Genomic DNA, 26,385 nt, shown 5'->3' with positions numbered 1-26,385 from the left:
GGTGAACTTCGGCGTGGGGCGGGGGGCGGGGTCTCGGGTCAGGCGCGGCGGCGGACCTGGGTCAGGGCACCGAGGACCAGCAGGCCCAGGCCCAGGTGGACCGGGGCGGAGGGTCCCTCCGGTCCGACCTCGCAACGACAGCCTCCCCCGTCGGCTTTCTCCCCCCCGGACTTTGCCGCGTCGGGGCTGGAGCCAGCCTCCGCTCCGGCCTCGGCCTTCGCGTCCTCGCCGGCCTTGGCGTCCTCGCCAGCGTTGGCCCCTTCGCCAGCGTTGGCGTCCGCGCCCGGCTCGGGCCCGGCCTCCACGGCGACGCCGAGGATCTTGCCCGCCGAGGGGGTGACGAAGCTCCCGAGGTTCTGGCTGCGGTCCGCGGTCGCCAGCTGGCGCGCCACCGTGGGCGTGGGTTTGTCCTCGTTGCGAGAGCCGTCTTTGTTGGGCGGGCCGCCCCAGATGCCGCGCTGGGGGTTCTCACACTCGACCGGCCCCTCCCACGCGTGGCGGATGATGTAGCGCCCCTGGAATTGGTTGTTGCCGCTGCCTTGGGGCACGGCCCCGCGCTCGAGGGCGCCGTCGCTCTGGAGGTGCTCGCGGCCGCCGGCGATGGGCGGGGCGACCTCGAAGACCAGGTCCTCGCCGAGGTCCTCGGCGTCGTAGCGCGCGTGCAGCCGGGTCAGCACGAACTCGCTGGGGATCCGCCACTCCAGGCCCGGGTCGACGGGCTCGCCCTGGCCGAGGCTGTCGGCGTAGCTGGGCAGCACGTCGGCGCCCAGGGTCACGAGCTCGCTGAGGTCCAGGGCCGGCTCGGGGCAGGGGTCGCACGAGGCCGCCGACCAGCTGTACTCGGTGATCACCGCGCCCTCGTTTTGCGCGAGGGTGTGGTCGAACAAGGACACGTAGAAGGGCCCGAAGGACTCGCGCACGGCGTCGCGGACCTCGAGGTTGGTGGGGATGGTGACGTTGGGGTAGTTGGCGACCTGGTAGCGAGCCTCGCGGCCGAGGATGTGCACGAGCAGGTCCTGCTTGCCGTTGGCGTTGGCCAGGCCCAGGCGCACGGGCAGGGCGAACTGATCGCTGTCGTAGTGAAAGCGCAGCGGCGAGAGGGTCGCCCGGTCCTGGCCGTCGGGGCCCTTGGTGAACTTCACCTTCTCGACGTCGACCTTGGCGACGAAGAACTTCATCCCCGACTCGATGTAGGGGGCGAGCAGGGGCTCGGCGCCCGCGGGGATGTTGTACTCGTTGGCGCGCAGCCAGCCGTCGAGGCCGGTGGAGTCCTTGGCCGAGAGGATCACGATCTCGTACTCGCCGACGGTGAACTGGGCCTCGATCGACACGCCGAACTTCTCCGCGGGGGCGGGGGCCGCCTGCGGGACGGGGCCGCCCGGGAAGCCCCCGGCCCCGCGCATGGCGTACTCGGGGCGGGGCGGGGCGCAGGGGTCTTGCTCCCAGTACTCGACCAGGCGCGGGGCGGCGAGCTTGTCGACGCGGGCGAAGATCTCGGGGGGGAGGGTCTTGACGTCGTCCTCGCCGAGCACGACGGGCACGGGGATGACCAGGGCGAAGTCCTCCGGCGGGCCCTGGTAGTCGTTTTGCATCGACAGCACCGTGCGCTTGCCGTCGCGCATGAGCACGACCACGGTCGCGTCGTTGTAGAGCTGGGCGTCGCCGCCGGCGACGTAGAAGCCGCAAAAGGCCTGGGCCACGGGGGCGATGGCGAGGGCGCCAGCGCCCACCAGCGAGGCGAGGGCGGCGATCCGCAATCCGCGGGATGCGCGTCGCGTCGAGCGAAGGTGGGGGCGAGGGGCGGGGGAGCGGCGTGGGTGCGACATGGTCTCGACTGCGCGGGTGAGGGGCCGGTGGTCCGGTCGGCGGCTAGGCGTCCGCCGGTACGCGATCATCGCACTGCTCCAGCCGGCCTCGCCAGGCGGAAATTGTGCGTCTGCGAGAGTCGGGCGCGAACCGGTCGCCGGGTTGGTGGGCAGGACCACAAAAGCGAGTAGTCTAGCCAGCGCCGTGGCGGACAACTGGGGCATCGATGCGGAGCTGCTGGCGGCCTGGCGCCGGGGGGACGAGAGCGCGGGGCGGCGCCTCGTCGAGCGCCACCTCGACGCCATCGCCCGCTTCTTTCGCAACAAGCTCGGGGACAACACCGAGGACCTGATCCAGCAGACCTTCCTGGCGCTGATCGAGGGCAAGGACCGGATCCGCGAGGGCACCACCGTCCGCGCCTACCTGCTGTCCGTGGCGCACAACGTGCTGTGCGGTCACCTGCGCGAGCGCAGCCGCGGCCGGCCGGTGGACATGAGCATCACCCGGATGGTCGACATCGCCCCGAGCCCGTCGAGCGTGGCCGTGCTCCGCGGCGAGCAGCGGCTGCTGCTCATGGCCCTGCGGACCCTGCCCATCGAGCACCAGGTCGCCCTCGAGCTCGCCTACTGGGAGGGCTTCAACGCGGCCGAGATCGCGAGGATCGTCGGCGTCTCCCACTCGGCCATGCGCAGCCGGCTGGTCCGGGCGCGCAAGCTCCTGGGCGAGGCGATCGAGCAGGTCGCCGAGTCCCCGGCGCTGCGTGACAGCACCCTGGGCGACCTCGAGGGCTGGGCGGCGAGCCTGCGCGACCTGGGGCCCGGAGGGGGTTGAGGCCGGTGGACGAGCCCGAGCCCGAGCCCGAGTCCTCCGAGGGCGGCGAGGCCGGCCCCGCGCCGCCCCCAGCCTTCGACTCGCCCCTCGAGCGCGAGCTCGTCCTCGACGGCCTCAACGCGAGGCTGTTCGGCTCGCCCCGCTCCGAGCTCGCGCCGACCATCGGGCGCTTTTCGGTGCTGCGCAAGCTCGGCCAGGGGGGCATGGGCACGGTCTACCTCGGCTACGACGCCGAGCTCGGCCGGCGGGCGGCGATCAAGGTGCTGCGCGCGGGCGTCGAGCGGGAGGACTCGGGCCAGGCCCGGGAGCGGATGCTGCGGGAGGCCAAGGCCCTCGCGCGCCTGTCTCACCCCAACGTCGTGCCGATCTACGAGAGCGGACGCCACGAGGACGACCTGTTCATCGCCATGGAGTTCGTCGAGGGCGAGACCCTCGGCGAGTGGCTGACCCAGGCGCGCGCGCGGGAGGCCATCCTCGACGTGTTCATCGCGGCCGGGCGCGGGCTCGCGGCGGCCCACGCCGCCAAGCTCGTGCACCGCGACTTCAAGCCCGACAACGTCATGATCGCCACGGACGGCCAGGTCAAGGTCATGGACTTTGGCCTCGCGCGGCGGACCGGGCGAGCCACGGAGAGCACGGACAGCCTCGACCGCGCCCGGCCGTGGTCGTCGATCGAGCTGACCCAGGCCGGGGCGATCATGGGCACGCCGGCCTACATGGCGCCGGAGCAGCTGCGCGGCGAGGCCACGGACGCGCGCACGGATCAGTTCAGCTTTTGCGTCGCCCTGTGGGAGTCCCTCTACGGCCAGCGGCCCTTCGCCGGGGAGACCCTCCACTCGCTGACGCGGGCGGTGCTCGGCGGTCAGCTGCGCGAGCCGCCGCGTGGAGGGAGCGTGCCGGCGTGGTTGCGGGCGGTGCTCGAGCGCGGCTTGGCCACGGAGCCCGAGGAGCGCTACCCGTCCATGGAGGCCCTGCTCGCGGCGCTGTCGCAGCGGCCCCAGCAGCGCCGTCGCCGAGCGCTGGCCGTGGTCGCGGGCATGGTCGCCGTGGCCGGCCTGGGCTTTGGCGCCGCGCGAGCCCTCGAGCCCGCGCGCGCCCTCGAGGCGCCGGTGTGCACGGACATGGACGCGGCGCTCCGGGAGGTCTGGAGCGAGGCCCGCAGCGAGGCCGTGGGTCGGGCGATCGTCGAGGCGGGTACGGCCGCCGAGACCGGGGCGAGCTACGCCGAGGAGACCCGCGAGCGCGTCCTCGCCGGCCTCGACGACTACGCCCAGGGCTGGACGCAGGCGCGCACCGAGGCCTGCCTGGCCACGGCCCGCGGCGTCCAGTCGCAGGCCCTGCTCGACCGGCGCATGGGTTGCCTCGACGGGAACCTGCGCGAGCTCGAGGTCCTCGTCGACGCCCTGAGCGAGGCCGACGGGGCCACGGTCCTGCGGGCGGTGTCGATCGTCGACGGCCTGCCCCCGCAGGCGCGCTGCGCCGACCGCAGCTACCTCGACGCCGTCGACGGGGCGCCCACGGAGCCCGGGCAGGTCGAGGAGCTCGAGGCGATCGAGCGCGCGCTGGCCGAGCTCCGGGTCCGCTTCGTCGCGGGCAAGTACGAGCCAGAGCCCGCGGCCGCCTTGCTGCCCCGGGCGGAGGCCCTCGGCTACGCCCCGCTGATCACCCAGGTGCTGGTCCGCGAGGGCCTAATCGCCCGGCGCCGGGCGGACTACGAGACCGCGCAGACGAAGCTCGAGGCGGCCTACCGCGCGGCCCTGGGCGCGGGCTTGCTCGAGCAGGCGGGCTACTGCGCGACCGAGATGATCGACCTGCTCGCCGAAGATCGCAGCGAGCTCGACGGCGCGCGGGACTGGCTGATCCACGCCGAGGGCCTCGTCGACGCGTCGGCCGAGGTCATGCTGCAGGTCAAGCTCGAGGGCAACCGGGCGAGCCTGGCCCGGATCCAGGGCGACTACGAGGCGGCGCGCGGCCACCTCGACGCCCAGCTGGCGCTGCTCGACGGCCTCTCGGACGGCTCGAGCGAGCGCACGCGGGCCGCGGTCTACACCGCCCTGGGCATCAACCACGCCAGGCTCGGGGAGACCGAGGCGGCGCGCCGGGCCTTCGAGGACGCCCTCGCCATCAACGAGCGCGAGCTCGGCGAGCACCACCCGCGGGTCGCCGCGGACCTCGACAACCTCGCCAACAGCTTGCGCCGCGCGGGCGATCTCGACGGCGCCCTCGAGCGCTACGAGCGGGCCCTGGCGATCCGCGAGGGGGCGCTCGGGGCGGCGCACCCCGAGCTCGCGGGCACGCTGACCAACATGGGCCTGGCCTACACGGAGCGCGGCGAGGCGGCCAAGGCCCGCGGCCTGCACGAGCGGGCCGCCGCGATCTACCGCGAGACCTTTGGCTCCGAGCACCCGCGCCTGGCCATCGCGCTGAGCAACCTGAGCCTGACCCTCGTCGACCTCGGCGAGCTCTCCCTGGCCCTCGAGCACCAGCGCGAGGCCCTGGCGATCAAGCGCTCGGTCTACGGGGAGGATCACCCCAGCGTCATCTACTCGCTCAACAGCCTGGGCACGATCTTGGTTCACGACGGAGAGCTCGCCGGAGCCCGGGAGGCCTACGCGTCGGCGCTGGCCAAGGCGGGGGCGACCCTCGGGTCGGAGCACGTGCTCAACGCCGTGGCGCTCAACGGCTTGGCGAGCGTCGCCCTGCGCGAGGGGGACAGCGTCGAGGCCTACGACCTGGGCATCCGGGCGCTGGTCGTGGCCGAGCAGGCTCTGGGACTCGAGCACCCGGAGGTCGCCAACATTCAATCGCAGCTCGGGCGCGCGCGCATGGCCCAGTCGCGGCCGGGCGAGGCCCTGCGCTACTACGACCGAAGCCTCGAGCTGCGCGCCAAGGCGGTCGATCCGGACGCGAGCGTCCTGCAGCGCTGTCGGATCGATCGCGCCTCGGCCCTGGCCCGGCTCGGGCGTCACGAAGACGCCGCGGCGCAGCTGCTGGAGGTGCGGGCGCAGGGGGTCGAGGACCCGCTGCTCGTGGCCTTGGTGGCTCGGATCGCCCTGTCCGTTGCGCGGGCCCAGGGGGATGGGGTCGAGGCGGCCGAGCTCGCCAGCGCCGAGGCCGAGGCCGGGCTCGACGTCGCGGAGCGGCGGGACTACGCCCTGTTCATCGCGGAGTTCGGCCAGGATTGACGCGTCGCGGGGGCGAGGGCCGGGCCTGGGTCTGGGGCCGGGTCGCCGGCGCGTCGGTGCTCACCCAGGGGCCGGAGCCCTCTCGCCAGCGGCGCAGGGGCACGTCCTTGGGCGCCTCGGTCAGCAAGGGCGCGTAGAGCTCTCCGCGGTCGGGGAACAAGGTCAGGACCACGCCCCGGCGCAGGCGCTGGGCGAGGGCCGTTGCGGCGACGTAGGCCAGGCCCGAGGTCGGCCCGACGAGCAGGTTGTGGGCCTCGAGCAGGCGCCGGCAGGCCGCGAGGCTGTGGGCGTCGGGGACGTTGACGACCCCGCTGACGCGCTCGAAGGCGCGGGCGATCACCCCGGGCACGATGTCGCTGTTGCCCACGCCGCGCAGCACCGAGGTGCCGGGCCGCGGCGCCCCGAAGGTCCGCGAGCCCGGGCGCTCGGCGGCGAAGCAGCGGCAGCTCGGGTTGGCCTCGACGAGCCACCGGGACAGGGCGCTGAAGTGGCCGCCGCTGCCGACCACGAACACCGCGGCGTCGATCGTCGCAGGGTCCACGCGGCGGGCGAGGGCCGGCACGAGCCAGCGGGCGTGGGCGCCCGGGTTGAAGGGGCTGTGGTTTTGCTCGACGAAGTAGAGCTCGGGGCGCGCGGCGAGCAGGGCCCGCACGCGCTCGGCTCGAGCCTGCTGCCAGCCGCCGCGGGGGTGGGGCGCGTCCACGGTGATCAGCGTCGCGCCGTGGGCCTCGATCTTCATGCGCGTGAGCGCGGGGATGTGCGGATCGCTGACCAGGGTGAGGGGGTGACCCAGACAGCGCGCCGCCCAGGCCAGGCCCACGCCCATGGAGCCCGAGGTCGACTCGATCAGCGCCTGGCCGGGGGCGAGGGCTCCGGCCTCGCGGGCGAGGGTCAGCAGGCCCATGGCGAGGAGGTCCTTGATGCTCGAGCCCGGCTGGGCGCCGCCGAGGACCGCCCAGATCTCGCACTCGCTGTCCGCCGCGGGGCCGAGGGAGACCACGGGCAAGCTGGCGGCGAGGCGCTCGAGCTGGAGCTCGACGGGCACGGCGGCGCCGATCTGCGGGGGCGGCCTCACGGTCGCCACAGCTCCCTCCCCGCGCCGATCAAAAAGGGCAGGGTGTCGTGCTCGAGGCGGTACTCGAAGCCCCGCAGCTCGACGTCTCGACCTTCGAAGGCCTCGCGCAGGGCCTCGCGGCTGTCGACGAAGGTCCCCGGCGCGGCCAGGGCGAGGGCCGCGGTCCCGCTGTGGGCGACGGCGTAGCCGAGGATGGCTCCGCGGGCGCGCAGGGTCTCGAGCGCCTCGACGCTGGGGTTGGGGATGTAGCGGTGGTTGATCTCGGCCGAGCGCGTGGCCAGCTGCGCGAGCCGCTCGAGGTCGCGCCGGCGCAGGACCGCGCCGATCGAGGTGAAGGCCGTCGACAAGCTCGCGCGCTCGGCCCGGGTGTAGCGCGGCCGACCCTTGCGCTCGAGGGCCTCGGTGTCGAGGGTCGCCGCGCGCGGGACCACGCCGAGGTAGACCCCGGGCGGGAGGGTGTAGAGGGGCGAGGCCTGGCGGGCCCGGCGAAAGTCCCACACGCAGGTGCGCCCGTCCGGGATGATCGCGTCCGTGGCCTCGATGGTCGCGAGCTCGCGGACCAGCCAGCGCGCGTCGAGGGGCAGGCCGTAGAGCTCGGCCACGGCCTCGGCGACGAGGCGCATGTTGACCGTCGAGGTCGCCGCGCCCTTGCCCGGGGCGACGGGGTTGGACACGCGGACCTCGAGGCCGATCTCGGTCGTGCCGAGCTCGAAGTGGGCGAACAGTCGCCGGACCAGGCGCTCGCTCTTCCACAGCCGCACCGCGCCCTCGCGCACGACGATGCCGGGCGAGGGCGCGAGCCGGGCCTGGACCCCGCACAGCTCCGGCCAGGGCATGGGCACGAGCTCGCCGCGGCGGTGGTCCTGGATGAGCTCGGTCAGCTTGATCGCGCCGTAGCGGCTCGCGCGCTCACGGGCTCTGGGTAAAAAGAACTGTGATGAATCAGCGGCGCCGCCGAAGATGGCATCTGTACGCATGCGTGGCTGCGAGTCGGAGATCATTGCGCAGGAATCCTGGATAAAGCGGAAACTGGTATGTGCAGAGCATCATTCCAGTTCAAATCGTTCTATGGACCAGTATCTCGAATCAGCAAGGCTAAAATGGTCATGCTCATGAATGAAACAATCACGATGCGCATAAAGTGTCCCAATTTGGGGCGTGGAGGACCCTGCGCGGCGCGGTGGCGCGCGCGCGCCCGCCAACGGCCGACGGCGCCGGCCGGGTCCGTGGACCTGGCTCGACGCCGTCGCGTTTCCGCTTGGAAAGCTCGCGCGTCCGCGGGAGAGGCCCGGGAGCGCGCGCGGCCTGGTCGCAGCTCAACCGGGAGGCTGGACGCCAGGGGTGGCGCCCTGCACCGACCATTGCCAGTCGTCGACGATGACCAGCGAGTCCCACACGCTGTCCGCGGTGTCCCAGATGACGAAGCGGATCTCCATGGTCTCGCCCGGGGTGACGTTGCCGGACATGGTCAGCCAGCCCGTGGCGCCGCCCACGTCATCGTTGCCGTTGCAGGCGTTGGCGAAGGCGTCGAAGCCCGTGCCCAGCAGGCCGTTCTCACTCACGCAGCCGTTGTAGTTCTGCGGCGTGCCGAAGCAGCTGATCGTGCCGTTGTCACACTGGGTGAACAGACCGTCCGCGGCCGCGCCGATGTTCACGGACACGGGCCAGGTGTTGTTGCCGTCGTCGTAGACCGCGATGTTCTTGTCGTTGGGGTTGTCCGGGTCCGTGGAGTCGACCAGCGTGATGAAGAAGTCGTTGAAGCTGGTGCACACGTACTCGGGGTACTCGGACGAGAAGAAGTTGAACTTGGCCGAGAAGGAGTTCGCGTTGGTCGGCACGCGGACCCGGACCTTGAGCATGACCGAGTCGTTGGCGTTGGTATTGCCCGAGATGGTGCAGCCCGGGGCGTTGGGGAAGCTGCCGCCGTTGGCCGCGAGCCAGTCCGCGGGCGCGCCCACGTCCGCGCCCATGTCGTTGCCCGTCTCCCAGCCGGCGTGGGCGGGGTTGGTCTGGCCGGGCGCGGCCGCGAAGCCCGAGGACATCAGCGCGAAGCTCGAGCCCGCCTGGGGGCTGTTGTTGTTGCCGAAGCCGGGCCGGATCGAGCGGCTGTTGGCGTTGGGCGAGCCCGTGCCGTTGGCGCGCTGGAGGTCCGCGTCGATCACTCCCCAGATCCGTTGGCTCAGCGGCGGGTTCTCGGAGGTGAACTGGCAAAGATCGATGGACCGGGCGTAGTCGAGGGGGTTGCTCGAGTTGCTGGCCAGGCCCGCGTCGCACAGCGGGACGGGGTTGTCGACCTGACCGTCGCAGTCGTTGTCGACGTCGTCGCCGTCGACCTCGAAGGCGCCGGGGTTGACCACGTCCGGGGTCGCGCAGTCCGGGCCGACCTGGTCGCAGCAGTCGTTGTCGCACACGCCCCAGCCGTCGTTGTCGTCGTCGGGGTTCTCGTCGGTCTGGCCGTTGCAGTTGTCGTCGAGGCCGTTGTTGCAGATCTCCTGGACCGGCAGCACCTGGCCCTCGCACGGCCCGTAGCTCGTGCCCTGGTCGTTGCAGGTCCGCGTCCCGGCCTGGCACTCGCCCACGCCCTCGGTCGCCGGCGGGAAGCCGTCGTAGCAAGAGATCGTGTCGCCGGGGGTGCAGGCGCACTGCGAGCTCGACTCGCAGCCGTCGACGGGGTCGCCGTTGCAGTCGAAGAAGCCGTCCTCGCACTCGCCCATCATGCAGCCGCCGTCGGTGCACAGGTCCTCGGCGTTGGGGAAGTCGGGGCAGACCTCGTCGCAGTCGCCGCAGTTGTTGGGGTCGTTGAGGAGGTCCTGACAGTCGCCGGCGCAGCAGGTGAAGCCGTCTTGGCAAGGCTGCTCGTCGGTGCACCCGGCGACGCAGTCGCCCTCCTCGCAGACCGAGCCGAGGGGACAGTCCGTGTCGACGACGCAGCCCGTGCAGCTGTTCTCCTCCGTGTCGCACAGCAGGCCGTCGGGGCAGTCCTCGTCGTCGGCGCAGCCGACCTCGCAGAGGTTGTCGACGCAGTACAGGCCGACGTCGCAGGGGTCTTGCTCTTCGGTGCACTCGACACACGCCCCCATCTCGCAGATGGGGCCGTTGGGGTCGCCCTCGCACTCCTCGTTGGTCGTGCACGGCTCTTCGCCGGTCTCCTCCGTGGTGTCGGTGTCGGTGTCGGTGCTGGCGTCGGTGCTGGAGTCGGTCTCGGTCTCCGTCTCGGTCCCGCTCGTCGAGCCGGTGTCGCCGGTCTCTCCCGACTCGCCCGTGCTCTCGGACCCGACCTCGTCGTCACCCGTGGGTAAGGTCTCGTCATCGCCGAGAGAAGTGCCCCCTCCTGGCCCGTCGTCGCCGGGACAGGCAGCCAGCGAGAGCATCGCCACGGTCATCGAGCCAAGATTCAATCCACGTCGCACCATGGAGCGAATTTAGACCAGGCTGGCACTCGAGGACTACTAAAAACGACGGGCTCAGAGGCCGCTCGTGGGCTCCCCACTAGAAATTACGGTATGGCACGAATGAATGCTTGCACCCTCTCGACCTCGCTTGCGGGGTGGGGGATGGCGTGCGACGGTGGCCAGCCCGAGCGACCGTGCCCGAGAGACCGAATAGGCACGGTCCGCTCCCAACCCGAGCGAGCAGAGCACGATGCGACTGATCTTGGTAGGGCCCCCCGGGGCCGGTAAGGGCACCCAGGCTGCCCGGCTGATCGACACCTACGGAATCTCCCACATCTCCACGGGCGACATGCTGCGCGCCGCGGTCAAGGCGGGGACGGAGCTGGGTAAACAGGCCGACGCGTTCATGAAGGACGGCGCGCTGGTCCCGGACTCTCTCGTCATCGCCATGGTCCTCGAGCGCATCCAGCAAGACGACTGCGCCAAGGGCTTCATGCTCGACGGCTTCCCGCGGACCACGCCGCAGGCCGAGGCCCTCGACCAGGCCCTGAGCGAGGCGAAGATCGAGCTCGACGCCGTGGTGCTCATCGAGGTCGCGGACGAGCTCATCGAGGAGCGCATCATCCACCGTCGCCAAGATCCGGAGACGGGCGCCATCTACCACCTGAAGTTCAACCCGCCCGCGGACGAGGCCGTGCTCGCGCGCCTCGTTCAGCGCAAGGACGACACCCCCGAGGCCTGCGCCAAGCGCCTGGCCAAGTACCACTCGGAGACCGCGCCGGTCGTGCCCTTCTACTCGGGCAAGGGCCTGCTCAAGCGCGTGGACGGCCTGGGGGCCCCCGACGAGGTCGAGGCCCGGATCAAGGCCGCCCTGAGCTAGCGTCACCCACCACGAAAAAAGAGCAGGCGCCCGCGGGCACCTGCTCTTTTTCGTGCTTGGCGTTGGCCTACAGGTCGCTCGCGTCGCCGCCGAGGTTCTCGATGGTGACGGCGATCGGCTCCTTGAGCTGCGGCCCGAGGTCCTCGGCGCCCTCGAACAGCAGGTCGATCACGGTGTTGGCCGCGTCGTCCCCGGCCGCGTCGACGGCCGCCTCGAAGCGCGCGGAGCTGTCGTCGCGCGAGCCCCGGGTGTTGATGATGCGGATCATGGCCGAGAAGGCCCACTCGGGGGCGTGCTCGTAGAGGTCGGGGAGGGCCTCGATGAAGGTGGCGAAGTAGAGATCCTCGGGCAGGCGCTCGAGGGCCAGGAGCAGGTGCGTGCGCAGGCTGAAGGGGTCGCCGTCCTTGGCCAGCAGGGCCATCAAGGTGGCGGCGGCTCCCTCCTCGGCGAAGGTGCGCAGGCGCTTGCGGAGCGCCCTGGCCTGGACGCGGAGGGTCTCGTGGGCTTCGAGGACCGTGCGGACCTGGCCGAGGAGCTCGGTCGCGCCGGCGCTCATGTCTTGGGGCGCGTCGGCTTCGGGGGCCTCGGCCTCTGCAGCCTCGGGGGCCTCGACCTCCTCGACCTCCTCGACCTCCTCGACCTCCTCGACCGCTTCGGCCTCCTCGACGACCTCGGGCGTCTCGACCTCTTCGACCTCGCGCGCTGCCTTGGCGGCGGCTCGCTTGGCGGCGCGCTCTTGTGCCTTCTTGCGGCGGGCGGCGATGCGCGCTTCGATCTTCTTTTGTCGGGCCGCGAGGCGCTCGGCCTGGGCCTTCTCGCGCTCGGCTCGCTTGGCGGCGCGCTCGGCCTCTCGGGCCTCACGGCGCGCCTGAGACTCCTCGGCCTTTTGGGCGGCGCGCTCGGCCGCGCGCAGGCGCTTGGCCTCGTCGCGCTCCTTGGCGGCCTCGGCCTTGGCCTTGGCGCGCTCGCGCTCGCGGGTCTTCTTGGCCTGCTCGCGCTCCTTGGCCTTGGCCTTGGCGGCCTGGGCCTTCTCGCGCTCGCGGGTCTTCTTGGCCTTGTCGCGGGCCTTGGCCTTGGCGGCCTGAGCCTTGGCCTTCTCGCGCTCGCGGGTCTTCTTGGCTTTCTCGCGGGCCTTGGCCTTGGCGGCCTGCGCCTTGGCCTTGTCGCGGGCTTGCTTGGCCTTCTCGCGCTCCTTGGCTTTCTTGGCCTTCTCGCGCTCCTTGGCCTTCTTGGCCTGCTCGCGCTCCTTGGCGGAGCTCTTCTTGGCGGAGCTCTTCTTGGCGGAGCTCTTCTTGGCGGCGACCTTGCGCTTGGACGCGGTCTTCTTGGCGGGAGCGGTCTTTTTGGACGCGGCCTTCTTGGCGGGAGCCTTCGTGGCGCTCTTTTTCTTGGCGGCGACCGTGTTCTTGGACGCGGCCTTCTTGCTGGCGCTCTTTTTCTTGGCGGGCGCTTTCTTGGCGCTCTTTTTCTTGGCGGGCGCTTTCTTGGCGCTCTTTTTCTTGGCGGGCGCTTTCTTGGCGCTCTTTTTCTTGGCGGGTGCTTTCTTGGCGCTCTTTTTCTTGGCGGCGACGGTCTTCTTGGACGCGGTCTTCTTGGACGCGGTCTTCTTGCCCGAGCTCTTCTTCTTGGTCGCCGCCGCGACGGCGTCGGGCTTGACCTTGGTCTGGACCTCGCGCTTGGGCGCCTCGACCTGCGTGGGGCCTTCGACCGCCGGCTTGGCCCGCTTGGAGCCCTTTGCCTTCGACGACTTCTTGGGGCTCGTCTTGGGCGGAGCGACACGAGTCGCGGCGCTCTTGTTGGCCGACCGCTTCTTGGACGGCGCTCGTTTGGCCGAGGTCTTCTTGGCCGAGGTCTTTTTGGCCGAGGTCTTCTTGGCCGAGGTCTTCTTGGCCGAGGTCTTTTTGGCCGAGGTCTTCTTGGCCGAGGTCTTCTTGGCCGAGGTCTTCTTGGCCGAGGTCTTTTTGGCGGGCGCCTTCTTGGCGGGAGCCTTTTTTGCGCTCTTCTTGGTCGAGCGCTTCTTCGGGGCGGCCGCGACCTTCGGCTTGCTCACCTTTTTGGCGGGAGCCTTCTTCGCACCGGTTGCTTTTTTCCGTCCTTTGGTGGCGGCCACGGGGTTTTTCTACGCGAATCGGCGGTCCGCTGGCAAGTGTAGAGGTGGTCGGGGTCGAGCCCTTCGCAGGTGCGCGACACAGTTCTCATGTCCGTGAGGGCGCCCTGGGATATCCTGGGCCCATGGCCTCTCGGACCATCGTCGACACGGTTCCGCGAGTCGCAGGACCGCCGCCGGACGTCGACGCCCTCGAAGATGAGCTCGACGAGCTCCGGGATCGTTTTCCCGGGGCGATCTTCGACCGTTACCTCGACAAGGTGCCCGCGGTGGGGGCATTCGTCCACATCGCTCCGGGAGCAGCGATCGTCGGCGACGTCCTGCTGTGGGACGACGTGAGCGTCTGGTACGGCTGCGTGCTGCGCGGGGACGTCAACCGGGTCGAGGTGCACGAGCGCTCGAACATCCAAGATGGGGCGGTGGTCCACCTCGGGGATCTGGACCCGACGATCGTCGGCGAGGAGGTCGTCGTGGGCCACCGGGCCGTGCTGCACGGCTGCCGCATCGGCGGAGGCTCCCTGATCGGCATTCAATCGACGATCCTCGACGGCGCCGAGATCGGCGAGGGCTCGGTGATCGGCTCGGGGGCTCTGGTCACGGCTGGCACGAAGGTCCCACCGCGCAGCCTGGTGCTCGGCGTGCCGGGCAAGGTGGTCAAGACCCTGACGGCCACCGACGAGGAGTTTCACCGCAAGCTCGCGGGCAAGTACATCCGCTTGGCGCACAACTATCGGGAGGGGTGAGTCGTGGACGTGGGGCAGGGAGGGCGTGGCGTCGTCCACGAAGGCTAAAGTGGTCAGAGACTGTGAAAACTTCACAGTCTCTGAGTCGTGGACGTGGGGCAGGGAGGGCGTGGCGTCGTCCACGACGGCTAGAGTAGACAGAGGGTCGGCCAAACTCGTTTTGGCCGACCCTCTCTGAGTCGTGGACGTGGGGCAGGGAGGGCGTGGCGTCGTCCACGACGAGCAAACGGACAGAGGAGGGGCCAGAACTCGTTTTGGCCGAGCCTCTGAGGTAGGATCGGCGCGTGCAGTGGCGTCGCGGCTCGATCTGTGTGTCCGGAGGCTTCGCGGTGGGCGTCTTCGCCCTCGTCGTGAGTCCGGCGTGTGACAAGCAAGAGCCCAGCGCGGAGGGGGCCGACGCGAAGCAGGCCGAGGCTGAGGCCGCGAAGGCGGACGAGCCCGAGGCGAAAGAGGAGCAGCCGAGCTTCGCCGATCCCAAGCCCGAGCCTCCCCCGGCGCCCGCTGGCGCGGTGACCCTGGCGGACCCCTGGCTGTACGTGCAGACCTGCGACGAGGCCAACCCCTGCCCGGACATGCTCCAACCCGCGGGCGAGGCCCACTGCCGCGAGCTCGCGCTCGGGGAGGTCTCCCCGTGGCGGCTGCCCAAAAAGGACGAGGTCGCGCGCTTCGCCGGCGCCGAGGGCCTGGCAGCCACCGAGGGACACCACTGGACGCAGACGCCCTTCGAAGAGGACGCCAAGCAGGTCTACATCGTCGATCCGAGCAACGCGAGCTACACGACCACGGTGCCGCGGGACCGCAAGCCGTTCCGAATTCGCTGCGTGCGCGAGCCCTGAACCGTGGACGTGGGGGTCGTCCACCCCTGAGCAGACCATCATCGACGCGCGAGCGCTCGGGCTGTTAGCGTGCTGCCATGCGAATTTCGCTGGTGAGCGCCGTAGTTGCGGCGGGACTACTCCTGGGCTGCGGCGACGACTCGGACGACGGCCGCGCAGATGAGCTCGGCGGCTCGGACGAAGTTGGGGAGAGCTCGAGCTCGACGGACGCGGGGACCGACGAGTCTGGCTCGAGCGACTCGTCGAGCGAGGACACGACGGACGCGGACAGCTCGAGCGAGGACACGACGGACGCGGACAGCTCGAGCGAGGACACGACGGACACCGAGGACACGAGCTCGGAGACGGGGGATCCCGACTGCCAGCCCGATCCGGAGATCTGCGAGCCCGGCACGGTCTGCGACGTGATCACCGGCGACTGCGTCGACCCCGAGGACGAGTGCGTGCTCGCCGGAGGGTCCACGCCCTGCGGCGCCTACCAGTGCGGGCCGGGCACGGTCTGCGACGACCAGGGCAGCTGCATCCCCGTCGCCCCCTGCGGCCAGGTGCTGTGCGAGGGCAGCCAGTGCTGGGGCACGGGCTGCCCCTGCGAGCGACCCATCTCGTGCAGCACGGCCAGCGAGGAGGACCTCAACGGGCCCTTCTCCGTCGAGATCTTCGACCTCGAGTTCGCCGACGACTGCACCGCCTGGATGGTCACGCTGCGCAGCGGCACGGACTTCGTGCGCCGGCTGACCCCGGAGGGCACGGTGACCGAGTGGCCGGGCGTGGCCAACCTCAACATGGGCGAGGTCAAGGTGCTCAAGGCCCTCAACCCGCAGTCGTACGCGCCGCCCGTGGCCGACGACGTGCAGGCCCCCGGCTCGGGTCAGCCGCCCCAGACCCACGGCGGCGAGAACCTGGGCCAGGTCGCGATCACCTACACCTGCTGCCCGACCTGCGGTTGCTTCGTGGACCCGCCCCAGGGCGTCGCTCGCCTGCTCGAGGGCGAGCCCGAGCCCCTGCCGATCGTCCTCCCGGCCGTGGCCACCCAGGGCACCAACGGACCCTTCGGCAGCACCGCCGCCGACGCGGGGCCCATGGGCCTGACCTGGGGCGAGGACCTGCAGCTCTACGTCGGCAACACCATGGCCAACGGCGACTTCGACACCGTCGACCTCCTCGCCCAGACCCAGCAGACCCTCGACCAGTTCGACAACCGGGTGACCGCGGCCGCGCCCCTGACCGCGGTCCACCTGCTCATCGCCCTCGACACCGGCGAGCTGCTGCGCTTCAACACCGACCTGCACACGAGCACGCCGGTCATCGATCTCGAGGTCGGCGTGACCACGCTGAGCCACGACAGCTACACCGGCAAGGTCTACGCCTCGCTCGCGGACCTGTCCGTGGTCGAGGTCGACCCCTTCACCGGCGAGGTCGAGCCCTTCGAGACCATGCCGGCGATCGGCCGGGTCACGGTCAGCCCTGACGGCAAGCTGTGGTGGGTGCCCGTGGGCTACCTCAACGCCCTGCCGCTCTCGTCCTGGGACCTGCCCACGACCTTTTGAGCGTCGACCCCTCGGGTAAGGAAGCGGGCGCGTGATCGAGGCAGGAGGGCAGCGCGATCGGCCCTTCTCGCTCGCCGCGCTCGAGCGTCGCTTTCTCCGACCGCGCCGCGTCGATCTCGACGCCCTGCGCGAGACCCTGGGGCTGACGCGCCTGGGTCCGCTGGCCCGGGAGGGCCTGGCCCAGGGGGGAGCGCGGGTGTGGGCCAAGGCCGCGGACGCGGGCTGCATCCCGGCGACCTGGCTCGACGATCCGCGCCGCTTCCTGGTCAGCGGGCGCGCGCGCGGGCAGCCCGGCCGGGCCCCGCTCGCCGCCCCGGCGCCGCCGAGCCCCCACGCGGCGCTGCTGTTCGCCAGCGACCCCGCGGGCATGCTCGAGGCCGAGGCGCGGGCGCGGGAGGTGGCGCAGGCCCTCGCGGTCTGGGGCTGCCCGGGGCCGACGGTGCTGAGCTGGCAGCTGTCGGGCAACCCCGTCGATCGCTTCGCGGCGGGCGGGCTGCCGGCGAGCGCCCTGACCCGGACCCTCGCGCCGCTGCGGGCGGTGCTGGCCAGCGCGTCCCGGCGGATCTATGAGACCCCGCACCCGCACCTTCGCTTTCAGCACGTCGTCGATCTGCTGGCCTGGCGCGAGCGCTGGCGGCAGATGGCGGAGGTCCCCGTGCCGCGGGAGGTCTTCGTCGAGGGGACGCGGCGGCGGATCCCGGACGCGCTGGTCGATCGCCCCCTCGGCAGCCTGCCCGACCCGCTGACGCCCTGGCTGGCGCTGATCGAGACTGGCTACTGGTTGCGGGCGATCCACGCGAGCGGGGCGAGCCGGGAGGTCACGCTGTTGCTGGGCGCTCCCCATCCGCCGGCCCGGGTGCGCCGCGTCACGCCGCCGCCCTCCAACCCCGCGCTGCGCCACGAGCCGGTCCGGGCGGTGTGGTCCCAGCGATTGTCCGAGCTGCGCCGGGACTGCGCCCGCGGGGATCTGGGCTGGGTCCGTCGGCGCCTGCGCGAGCCCGTCGCGGACGACGAGCCCGGGGAGCCGCGCCTGGCCCACTTCGCGGTCTACGGCGGGTCGGAGGTGCTCGAGCTCCTCGCTGGCGCGGGCATGCTGGCTCTCGAGGCTCGGGACTGGCACGGGCGCACGCCTTTGATGCTCGCGGCGAGCTTGCCCGAGGCCGGGCCGACGGGCTGCGAGCCGCGCGAGGTGTCGGTGCCGATCAGCGAGATCGTCGGCGCGGCCGCCTGCGAGCACCTGCTGCGCGCGGGGGCGAAGCTCGAGGCGCGGGACCACGAGGGGCGCGGAGCCTTGCACTGGGCCGCCGCCGGTCGACGCCTGGCCAGCGTGCGCGCGCTCTTGGCCGCCTCGCCTCGCCCCGAGGTCGACGCGCGCGACCACCTCGGCCGGACGCCCTTGATGCTGGCCGTGGCGGCGGACGCCGAGGTCGAGCTGGTCCGCGCGCTGCTCGACGCGGGCGCCGACGCGGACGCCCGGGACGCGCAGGGCTGGAGCGCGCTGCACTACCTCGCGGCGGCGTCCTCGAGCAGCCGCGGGCAGGCCGTGGGCAGGCGCCTGCTTCGGGCGGGGGCGGTGCCCAGCCGCGATCGCTGGGGGCGGACGCCCATGGACATCTCGGAGGCGCACTCGTCGAGCCCGGTCGCGTCGGTGCTGCGCTCGGTCGGCGCGATCGCGGCCGGGCCGGGGCTGCGCGAGTCCCCGATGGCGGGCTACGACCCGACCTTGGTCGACGCGCTCACGCAGGCGCGCGTGCCCGACTGGCGCCTCGACGCGCCCTTCGAGTGGGCGGGGCGGGGTGGGGACCGGCGCTGGCGCAGCCGCGAGACCCTCGAGCTGTGGTCGGTGTGGGCCGACTGGCTGCAGCGCCAGGGGCACCCCCGGGGCCGGGTCAGCGCGCTGTCGATCGCGTGGACCCGAGCCGGGCGTCGGCGCCGGCGGGCCGAGGGCGCGGCCGACCTGAGCCGGGCGCTACATGAGGCCGAGGCCGAGCTCGCGCCGATCCTCGAGGGTCCGCTGCACGTCGCCGACCCCTTCGCCCTCGCGCGCCCCAGCAGCCTCCGAGGTGGCTTCGTCGAGCGCGCCCACGGCTGGGTCCACGCCGCGCGCCTGAACGCGCCGCGGTGGTTGGTCTACAGCGGCGTGCACCGCAACATGGACGCGTACCTGGGTCGCGGGGCCGCCGAGCTCGTGCGCACCGAGCCGCTGCTGGCCGAGCTGCACCTGCAAGGCGACAGCCTGCCGGCCTTCGTCCACGCGATGACGGTCGGGCCCACGACCGCGCCCGCGCTGCGCCGGCTGGTCGTCCATCGCGTGAGCCAGGAGCTCCCCGCCGCCGCCCTGGAGGCCGCCGCGTCTGCCTTGCCGCGGGTGACGAGCCTCGGGCTCTACGGGACGTCCAAGCTCCTCGAGGGTCGGCTGCGCTGGCCCGGGCTCGTCGATCTGCGCCTGCGCCACGGCGACACCTCGGAGTGGTCCCGGGGGCTGAGCGGGGTCGAGCTCGAGCTGCCCGACCTGCGCGCCCTCGACCTGGGGCTGCCCATGGGTCCGCGCCCCGGCGAGGAGGAGGTCGAGGGCTTCGTCCGCATGCTCCGGCAGCTCCCGCCGGGCCTCCTCGCGCTGCGCCTGTCGCCGGTCGAGCGTCGCTTCATGGACGCGCTGTTGACCGAGCTGCGCGACGGGAGGTTGCCGGACCTGCGCGTGCTCGAGCTCAGCCCGGTGCGCGGCGCGGCCCTCGAGCCCTTGACCGATCACGCCGATCTGCTGCGCGGGCTGGACCTGCGCGTGGGGGTCAAGGCCACGGTCGCCACGCAGCGCGAGGCCTTGCTCGCGGACCTGCGCGAGCGCCTGCCGAACATGCGCGCGTCGATCGTCGGCTGAAAGCCAGCCTTGTCCGCGGGGGCGACGGCGCTAAGCTCCAGCGATGATCGACGGCCGCGCTTGCCTCGTTGCGCTCATGGTCGCCGTGTGCGGCACGGGATGTCCGAGCGACGTCTCCTTCACGACCCACGGCGCGTACGTGCTGCCCGCGAGCGATCTGCGCGTGACGATCGACGCGAGCGGTGTCGTGCCTGGAGGCCAGGACCTCACCCTCGAGGGGTCTGGGCAGGTCCGCATCGAGGCGGGGGCCGAGCCCCAGGCAGGGGCGGCGAGCCTGGCCTTTTCGTGTCCGGACGCGGGGGACCCCTGCCATCAGGGGCGTGCCGGCGTCGCCGCGCTCGAGCGCATGCTCGAGGACAGCGGGCTCGCGGTGGCCTCCGATGCGGAGCTCACCGAGCTCAATGAGGCCATCGCGCTGTCGAGGATGGGACCCAAGGTCGAGCCGAAGCTCGAGCACATCATGACGATCGAGGCCTGGTACCGGGAGCAGGACCGGGCTCGGGACTCGGATTAGTCCTCGTCGTCGGTCCCGTGGTGGTTTTGGTACTCGGACAGCGCGTCGGCGCTGTCGAGCAGGCGCTGGAACATCGGGTCGCTCTGCTCGCCAAACTGCGGCGCCTTGCCGCCCTCGGGGGCCGTGAACACCAGGGGGTAGCGGACCTCGTAGACCTGCGCGTCGAGGTTGCCCGCGGGCACGTCCATGGACCACGCGGCGGCCTCGAGGCAGTCGACGAGCTTGGGGTCGTCGAAGTTGAGCTCGACGCCCTCGACGCCCGCCATCATCACCTCGCCCTTGCCCATCTCCATGACCAGCGAGGCCTCGCCAGACAGGATTTGGTTGCGGGTCAGGGCGCGGTTGTAGCAGGCGCGGGCGCGGGGCAGGACGCGGGTCCGCAGCTGGCGGTGGACGATGGCGGAGTCGAGCTGGCCCGTGGCCTGCCAGCCCGTGCGGCTGGCCTGGGTCAGGTTCATGGCGGCGATCCGGCGCATGCTCGGCGTGTACCAGCTGGGCAGGACCAGGCCCTCGCCCACGGCCTGTTCGTGATCTTCGGCGGTGGCGCTGGCGACCAGGACCTCGGCGGCCTTGGGCCGGCGCTTGGCGGCGAAGCTGGTCGAGATCTTGGCCCGGCCCAGGCGGCCGCGGACGCTGATCTTCGAGGGCGCGCGGCCGTAGTAGCGGCCCTCGAGGACGACGAAGTCGCCGGACACGAGGCCCGTGGGCAGGGCGTCGTCGAGGACCAGGTTGTCGGGCAGGCCCAGGGTCAGGTCGCCGAGCACCTTGGGCGCCGACAACAGGCTGCGCGCACCCTCGGCGTCGAGGTTGGCCAGGGTCTCGAGGGACAGGCGCGCGCCCAGGTCCGCGGCCAGGCTGGCGACGCTGTGGTCGGCCGGGAGCCCGCGGGCGTTGAGCAGGGGGTCGTCGACGACGAAGAGCAGCTCGGGGCGGGCCTGCTTGCCCAGGGTGCTCGACAGCGCGTCGGCGACCGCGTCCGAGGGGACGCTGGGCGGGAGCATGCCGTCGGTGACGATCACGACCAGGGGCCGCTTGGCTCCGCGCGCCGACAGGCGCTCGCCGACGCTGGCCAGGGCGGCGCGCAGGTCCGTGCCCTGCTCGGGCTGAACCTGGCGCAGGGCCTTGCTCAGCTCGTCGCGGGCTTCTTTGTCGCCGACCCCGTTGGACTCGCTGGCCAGCAGGGGCGAGGCGTCGCGGGCGAAGCGGACGGCGTCGAAGGTGGCGCCCTTGGGCAGGCTGTCGAGGAGCTCCCCGAACACGCGCCCGGCCTCCTTTGGCGTCGCGCTCGAGCCGGAGCGGGAGCTGTCGAGGAGCAGCACGACGTGGTCCGGCGCGACGGCGCGGCTCGGGCCCAGGCGCAGGACCATGCGCACGGTCCCGCCCTCGCCGTCGGCGTCGGGGCGGGTCTCCAGGCTCCCGCCCAGGCGCGCCTTGTCCTGGATGTGCGCCGGCCACGAGACCAGCACGACGTCCTCGGCCCGGGTCACCATGTAGGGCGTGCCGGCGTTGGAGCTGCCGTCGATCCAAAAGCCCTCGCCGGCGCGCAGGCCCTGGACGATGACCCGGCGCTGGTCGACGAGGTTGGGCAGCCCGACGTTGCGCCGGGGCAGCTCGAGCTGCCAGCGATCGCCGCGCAGCACCGGGTTGACGCGGACGCGCAGCTCGATCTGCACGGCGGTCTGCGAGGGCAGGCCGAAGGCGACGAGCTCGACGGCCGGGAGGTCGCCGGGCTGATCGGGCTCGAGGGGCCGGGCCCACACGCTGCCCGGATCGCGCCGACCGGTGCGCACGGCCAGGTCGCTCGACTCCGAGGCCCGCATCACCTGGCTGGGATCGGCCTCGACCCAGGCGCCATCCTCGTTGATCGCCATGCCCACGAGCTCCGCCCCGCGCGGGAGGATCAGGGTCTCGACGGCGTCCTGGGGCGAGACGCTGGCGTTGCGCAGGGCCACGCGCAACGCCAGCTCGGTCTCGAAGGCGGAGCTCTTCTTTTTGTTGGCCCCAGCCGGCGGGCGGATGATCGCCTCGTAGCTGAGCTCCTCGACGGGCACGTAGCCCAGGGCCGGGTCCGCGTCGATGGTGTCGGCCGTCGCCGAGGGGCTGGCCCCGAGAGCGATGGCGAGCGCGGCGGGGATGGTCAATGGGGCCAGAGAAGAGCGACCGCGGGAGCGCACCCCAATACGCTAGCGCAGCTCGGCGGAAAGTCCGGCGGATGGCTCAGAACGTAGGCTGAGCCCGGCTCAGCCGGGTCTCGGCTCGAGCGGCCGACCACGGCTCGCGGGGCCGCGCCGGGCGGCCTCGAAGTCGGGCCTGGGCGCCTTCGCAGGCCCCATCCAGGCTACGACCACTCGACGGGCGTAAAGTTCTCGCAGGCGCTGTCGATCACTCGCGGACCGGCTTGCGCGCGATCAGGGCCTGGGCCTCGATGTCCTCGTTGAGGCTCAAGTTCAGGAAGTCGCCGGTGTGGCTCTCGAGCTTCAAGCCGGCCACGCCGACGAGCATGCGCAGCTCCTCGGGGAAGATCTGGCGGTGCGCGAGGTGGACGACGTGGTCGGGGGTCGTGCGCGGGCGCAGCCGGCCGCCCTTGGCCGAGTCGTAGTAGATGCGGATGTGGCAGACCTGCGTGTCGTGGTCGTACTCGTGGTTGGTCGAGTAGATCATCTTGCGCCCGGTCCGCGGGTGCTCGAAGGGGGTGACCGCGTGGCGCTCGTTGGGGTCCCACTGCAGCCACTCGAGGTCCGGCATGAGCACGTCGCAGGCGAAGGTGCCCCCGGGCTCGAGCACCCGGGCGACCTCGCAAAAGCAAGCCAGGAGCTCCTGCCAGGTGTAGAGGTGCATCAGGCAGTTGAAGGGCGCGACGACCAGCGAGACCGAGTCGTCGGCCAGGGGGATCGCCGTCATGTCGGCGACCAGCGCCTCGATCTCGCCCTCGATGGGGTAGTCGGCCTGCTCGAGGCGGCGGACCTTGAGGGCGAGGTGCTCGAGCATGGGCTCCATGCGGTCGAGGGCGATGATGCGGTGGCCGCCGCGGGCGAGGGGGATGGTCACCCGGCCACTGCCCGCGCCGAGCTCGAGCACGGTCCCGCTGCCGCCGAGCTCGACGCGGTCGGGCACGCGGGCGTCGACCAGCGCGCAGTACCACTCGACGTCGGCGGTCTGATCCCCGTACTCGAAGTCGTAGAGGAGGGGGTCGAGGTAGTGGTCGTCGGTGCCCCGGGCGAGGAGGGTGGTCAGCTCGCGCTCGCGGGCGCGGGAGCGTCGACGAGCCATGGCCTCGGTCAGCTCTCGCTCGCGGCCGGGCCCTCGCTCGCGCGGGCCTTGTCGCCGCTAGACTTGCTCTTGCGCCGGCCTCGGCCGCCGCGTCGACGCTTGCGGGGCCGCTTTTTGTCGCCGCCGCCGCCTTCACCGTTGGACTTGGGCGCGGGCGCGGCCGACTGCAGGGCCAGCCGCCGCCAGTGCTCGAGGGCCGAGTCGCCGTCGAACTCGCGGGTCTCGACGGAGAAGCCCAGGAAGAGCAGGGCGTCGTGGAAGTACTGGCGCTGGACCAGGGAGTTCTTGCGACGGCTTCGCTTGCCCCCGCGCGGCTGGATCATCCGGCGGTGGGCCATGTAGATCTGGCGCGCGAGCTCGCGGTCGCGGCGGGCCACGCCCAGGGCCGCGCACGGCGGGGTCATGGTGTCCTCGATGAGCGCGTCGAGCTCGGCCCGGTTGGCCTCGAGCAGCTGGCCGTGGAGCAGCGGGGCGAACAGGATCGCCTGGATCACGCCGTTGCTCGGGGTCTGACCGGTCTCGAGCACGTAGTCGTCGAGGGCCGCGAGGTAGCGCCAAAACAGGGCGCTGGGCAGGTCCGGCGGGTCTTTTCGGGACGGGCGGTGGAGGCCGCCGCTGGCGTCGTAGAGCGCGATGTAGTCCGGCCAGATGTGCTGGAAGAGCTCGGCCTGGATCATCAGCTCGAAGGCCCGGCGCGAGCTCCCGCCGCGCAGCAGCTTGTAGAGCTCCTCGACCAGGCGCGCCCGGCTGCAGCGCGCGATGTCGGGCGCGCAGCGCAGCAGCGCCTGCCAGCTGTCCATCTCGACGGTGAAGTCGAGGCGGGCGGCGAACTTGATCGCCCGGATCATGCGGACGGGGTCTTCGCGGAAGCGGACCTCGGGCTCGCCGATGGTCCGGATGATCCCGCGATCGAGGTCGCGCACGCCGTCGACGAAGTCGACGATGGCCCGGCGCTCGATGTCGTAGAACAACCCGTTGATGGTGAAGTCCCGACGCCGGGCGTCATCTTTGATGTCGCCCCAGGAGTTGTCGTGGGTGATCAGTAGATCGCCACCTCCACCACCTTCGGCAGCAGCGTCGCCTTCGCTCGTCGCGGCGTGCTCTTCTTCCTTGGGGTTGGTCCGGAAGGTGCTGGTCTCGATGATCTTCGAGCCGAAGAACACGTGCGCGAGCTTGAAGCGGCGCCCGATGATCCGGCTGTTGCGGAACACCCGACGGATCTGCTCCGGCCGCGCCGAGGTCGCGACGTCGAAGTCCTTCGGCTTCCGGTTGAGGTAGAGGTCGCGGACGCAGCCCCCCACGAGGTAGGCCTCGTGGTTGGCCGCGAGGAGCTTGCGGACGACCTTCAACGCGTCTTTGTCGATGTCGCGGGCCTCGAGGGCGCGCGCAGGCGGGGTACCGACATCTTCGGCGGCGGTCGTCGAGCTTGAATGGCCCTGTTCGGTCACGGTCTGGCCGTCGTCTATCACAGTCGCCGGCCAAACCCGAGCGAAGGGCCTGCCTCGGCCTCTGCCCGCCGGCCGGTGCGCGCGACTTCGATCGGGCCGAGATCGCTCGCGGGGTCGCCGCGCCCCCTAGACGGGTCGGGAGGCGATCACTCCCACCGATTTGCGAAAAATGCGCGCAGGCTTCCCCGGTGGCTCCAGCCCACCGCCGGGGCGGCCTCGGAGACTTGTTCTGGCCCCTTATCTGAGCTGGATCAGGTGCCCATTGCCCACTGGCGCGGCTTTTCAGAGGGTACTATACAACTAATCAGGACTCGTCATGAGCAACGAACACGGCGTCAAAACCCTCGGCAAGGTGGGCAGCGGTGACAGCGCATCCCTGCATCTGGCCATTTGGGGTCTGGCCGAAAAGTCGAGCGTCCCCGCGGCCCTCGAGGAGATCCTCGCTGCGCGGGAATCCCGCGGTCTCCGGGTGCCAGTCGTGACGCTGCTCATGCGCCACCGCAAGGACGGCAAGTGGGTCGAACGCGCGGTGCGGTGGCTCAGCGCGCGGGGTCGGCGGGTCGTGGTCCGCACGCGCGTGGTCCTCCCGCGCGAGCTCGTCAACGCCCTCGTCGACGCCCACGGGCTCGAGGGCGCGGGCGCGGTGGTCGAGCTCGAGCTGGCCCACCACAAGCTCTCGGTCCAGCGCGCGCTGCTCGGGCCGCAGGCCGAGTCGCCCTCGGCGCTGCTGCTCCAGGCCCAGCACCTCGAGACCCTCGAGCTGCCCGTCATCGCTCGCCTGGCGCCGCTGATGCCGGGCATCCACGACCAGGGCAACGGCTTCATGCCCCTGCTGCGGACCGTGGCCGCCGCCGATCTGGATCGGGTCGTGCTCGAGGTCGGCCGGCTGCACGGCGCCCAGGTCACCAAGATCGTCGACGTCTCCCGCGAGCTCTCGGCCGCAGGCCTGCTCGAGCTCGGCCGGGCCTACGCCGTCGACGCCATGGTGCTCCTGGGCGCGGCCCCGCTCCCCGAAGGGCAGCGCGAGAGCGTGTTCCGCCTCCGGCCCCGCCGCACCCGCGCGCTCCTCCACGGCCTCGAGTCCCTGGCTCGGGAGGCCGGGCTGGAGGTCGTGCGCGAGGGAGGCGCAGGCGGGGACGGCCTCGCCTACGCGGGCCTGGCTCGCGGCGGCGCCGAGGCGATCGCCGCGGGCTACGAGTCGGTCATGGGCCGGGACCTGTTCGAGGGCCTCGAGCTCTGAGTCGGGCCACGGATCCAACATGAGCTGGGTTCGCGCACGTTCACGGACGTCGCAAAGGTCTCGACCCGGGCGCTGCCCCGACTAGACTCGCGCCACCCATGGCCTTTGAAGTCGGCTCGGACATCGAGGGAATGTGCTCGTCGTGTGGCGACGTGTGGCACGTGATCGTCGCCAAGGTCGGCCCCAAGGTGACCAAGGTGCAGTGCAAGCAGTGCGGGAAGCAGCACCGCCTCAAGCCGACGGGGGATGCGCCCGAGGCCAACCTCAACCCGACGCGCAAGAAGGTCGCGCCCAAGAAGTCCTCGGCCAAGCGCGGCGCCAGCAAGAGCGCCCGGGGCCGCGGCGCCGACGAGCCGACCTTCAGCTGGGACCCGAGCGCCCCCGTCCGCGCCTACTCCATGCGCGAGCGCTTCGCCGCGGGGGAGCAGCTGCGCCACAAGAAGTTCGGGGAGGGCGTCGTCGTGGCCCTCGAAGAGGGCAAGATCCGCGTTCGCTTCAAGGCCGAGACCAAGGTCTTGCTGCACGACCGCTCCTGATCGACTCTCAGATCGATCCTCAGCCTGGCTGACGGGACCGGCGCCACCCATCGAGGGGGCTCCGGAGTATCTGCTGTAAATAGCGCTGTTTTGTCGT

Annotated in this window: 18 protein-coding genes; 10 read left to right on the top strand and 8 right to left on the bottom strand. The window is 71.7% G+C overall.

What is annotated here, in order from left to right; translation table 11 throughout:
* Positions 1–38: 38 nt before the first annotated feature.
* A complete protein-coding gene (locus tag PPSIR1_RS05230; protein ID WP_006969945.1) occupies positions 39–1,757 on the bottom strand; it encodes a DUF2330 domain-containing protein in 1,719 nt (572 codons plus the stop codon).
* Positions 1,758–2,010: 253 nt separating this feature from the next.
* On the opposite strand from PPSIR1_RS05230, the gene PPSIR1_RS05225 reads away from it, so the two are divergent.
* Positions 2,011–2,637, top strand: coding sequence for an RNA polymerase sigma factor (locus tag PPSIR1_RS05225; RefSeq protein WP_006969944.1), 627 nt, complete (start codon positions 2,011–2,013; stop codon positions 2,635–2,637).
* Positions 2,638–2,642: 5 nt separating this feature from the next.
* Positions 2,643–5,822, top strand: coding sequence for a serine/threonine-protein kinase (locus PPSIR1_RS05220; protein WP_006969943.1), 3,180 nt, complete (start codon positions 2,643–2,645; stop codon positions 5,820–5,822).
* Here the strand turns inward: PPSIR1_RS05220 and PPSIR1_RS49125 are convergent.
* The 3 genes from PPSIR1_RS49125 to PPSIR1_RS05205 form a co-directional block, all read right to left on the bottom strand.
* Positions 5,797–6,897, bottom strand: coding sequence for a PLP-dependent cysteine synthase family protein (locus tag PPSIR1_RS49125; protein ID WP_198154461.1), 1,101 nt, complete (start codon positions 6,895–6,897; stop codon positions 5,797–5,799). The two genes, PPSIR1_RS05220 and PPSIR1_RS49125, sit on opposite strands and share 26 nt — an antisense overlap.
* Positions 6,894–7,874, bottom strand: a complete 981-nt coding sequence (locus tag PPSIR1_RS49120; protein WP_006969941.1) for a hypothetical protein — start codon at positions 7,872–7,874, stop codon at positions 6,894–6,896. The genes PPSIR1_RS49125 and PPSIR1_RS49120 overlap by 4 nt, the downstream gene beginning before the upstream one ends.
* 339 nt (positions 7,875–8,213) lie before the next feature.
* Positions 8,214–10,280, bottom strand: a complete 2,067-nt coding sequence (locus PPSIR1_RS05205) for a choice-of-anchor L domain-containing protein (protein WP_006969940.1) — start codon at positions 10,278–10,280, stop codon at positions 8,214–8,216.
* Positions 10,281–10,539: 259 nt separating this feature from the next.
* Between PPSIR1_RS05205 and PPSIR1_RS05200 the strand changes: the two genes are divergently transcribed.
* On the top strand, positions 10,540–11,169 hold the full coding sequence (locus tag PPSIR1_RS05200; RefSeq protein ID WP_045115406.1) for an adenylate kinase: 630 nt from the start codon (positions 10,540–10,542) through the stop codon (positions 11,167–11,169).
* A gap of 67 nt (positions 11,170–11,236) precedes the next feature.
* On the opposite strand, the gene PPSIR1_RS47395 is transcribed toward PPSIR1_RS05200, so the two are convergent.
* Positions 11,237–13,219: a hypothetical protein gene (locus PPSIR1_RS47395; protein WP_006969938.1), complete on the bottom strand. Its 1,983-nt coding sequence runs from the start codon at positions 13,217–13,219 to the stop codon at positions 11,237–11,239.
* Between the two features lie 182 nt (positions 13,220–13,401).
* Here PPSIR1_RS47395 and PPSIR1_RS05185 point away from each other — a divergent pair, with 182 nt between their 5' ends.
* The 5 genes from PPSIR1_RS05185 to PPSIR1_RS05165 all read left to right on the top strand — a co-directional run bounded on the left by PPSIR1_RS05185 (position 13,402) and on the right by PPSIR1_RS05165 (position 19,794).
* Positions 13,402–14,019, top strand: a complete 618-nt coding sequence (locus PPSIR1_RS05185; RefSeq protein WP_006969937.1) for a gamma carbonic anhydrase family protein — start codon at positions 13,402–13,404, stop codon at positions 14,017–14,019.
* A gap of 284 nt (positions 14,020–14,303) precedes the next feature.
* A complete protein-coding gene (locus PPSIR1_RS05180) occupies positions 14,304–14,855 on the top strand; it encodes a hypothetical protein (RefSeq protein WP_157595211.1) in 552 nt (183 codons plus the stop codon).
* 77 nt (positions 14,856–14,932) lie between these two features.
* The gene (locus PPSIR1_RS05175) at positions 14,933–16,402 is read left to right on the top strand and encodes a hypothetical protein (RefSeq protein ID WP_045115405.1); all 1,470 of its coding nucleotides are present in this window, start codon (positions 14,933–14,935) and stop codon (positions 16,400–16,402) included.
* 31 nt (positions 16,403–16,433) lie between these two features.
* Entirely contained in the window at positions 16,434–19,280 is a 2,847-nt protein-coding gene (locus PPSIR1_RS47390; RefSeq protein ID WP_006969934.1) for an ankyrin repeat domain-containing protein, read from the top strand.
* A 43-nt stretch (positions 19,281–19,323) separates the two neighbouring features.
* A complete protein-coding gene (locus PPSIR1_RS05165) occupies positions 19,324–19,794 on the top strand; it encodes a hypothetical protein (RefSeq protein WP_006969933.1) in 471 nt (156 codons plus the stop codon).
* On the opposite strand, the gene PPSIR1_RS05160 is transcribed toward PPSIR1_RS05165, so the two are convergent.
* The 3 genes from PPSIR1_RS05160 to pcnB form a co-directional block, all read right to left on the bottom strand.
* Entirely contained in the window at positions 19,791–21,935 is a 2,145-nt protein-coding gene (locus PPSIR1_RS05160) for a VWA domain-containing protein (protein ID WP_006969932.1), read from the bottom strand. The two genes, PPSIR1_RS05165 and PPSIR1_RS05160, sit on opposite strands and share 4 nt — an antisense overlap.
* A 241-nt stretch (positions 21,936–22,176) precedes the next feature.
* Positions 22,177–23,064: a class I SAM-dependent methyltransferase gene (locus tag PPSIR1_RS05155; RefSeq protein WP_006969931.1), complete on the bottom strand. Its 888-nt coding sequence runs from the start codon at positions 23,062–23,064 to the stop codon at positions 22,177–22,179.
* 8 nt (positions 23,065–23,072) lie between these two features.
* Positions 23,073–24,512 carry a polynucleotide adenylyltransferase PcnB gene (pcnB, locus tag PPSIR1_RS05150; protein ID WP_157595210.1) on the bottom strand — a complete coding sequence of 480 codons (1,440 nt, stop codon included), beginning with the start codon at positions 24,510–24,512 and terminating at the stop codon, positions 23,073–23,075.
* Positions 24,513–24,828: 316 nt separating this feature from the next.
* Between pcnB and PPSIR1_RS05145 the strand changes: the two genes are divergently transcribed.
* Positions 24,829–25,752, top strand: a complete 924-nt coding sequence (locus PPSIR1_RS05145) for a hypothetical protein (RefSeq protein WP_006969929.1) — start codon at positions 24,829–24,831, stop codon at positions 25,750–25,752.
* A gap of 98 nt (positions 25,753–25,850) precedes the next feature.
* Positions 25,851–26,288: a hypothetical protein gene (locus PPSIR1_RS05140; protein WP_006969928.1), complete on the top strand. Its 438-nt coding sequence runs from the start codon at positions 25,851–25,853 to the stop codon at positions 26,286–26,288.
* Positions 26,289–26,385 lie beyond the last annotated feature (97 nt).

Origin of the sequence: Plesiocystis pacifica SIR-1 (assembly GCF_000170895.1) — a bacterium.
In the GTDB taxonomy this organism is placed as follows: domain Bacteria; phylum Myxococcota_A; class Polyangia; order Nannocystales; family Nannocystaceae; genus Plesiocystis; species Plesiocystis pacifica.
The sequence above is the reverse complement of the archived record's forward strand: the minus strand, read 5'-3'. Positions and strand labels throughout refer to the sequence as shown.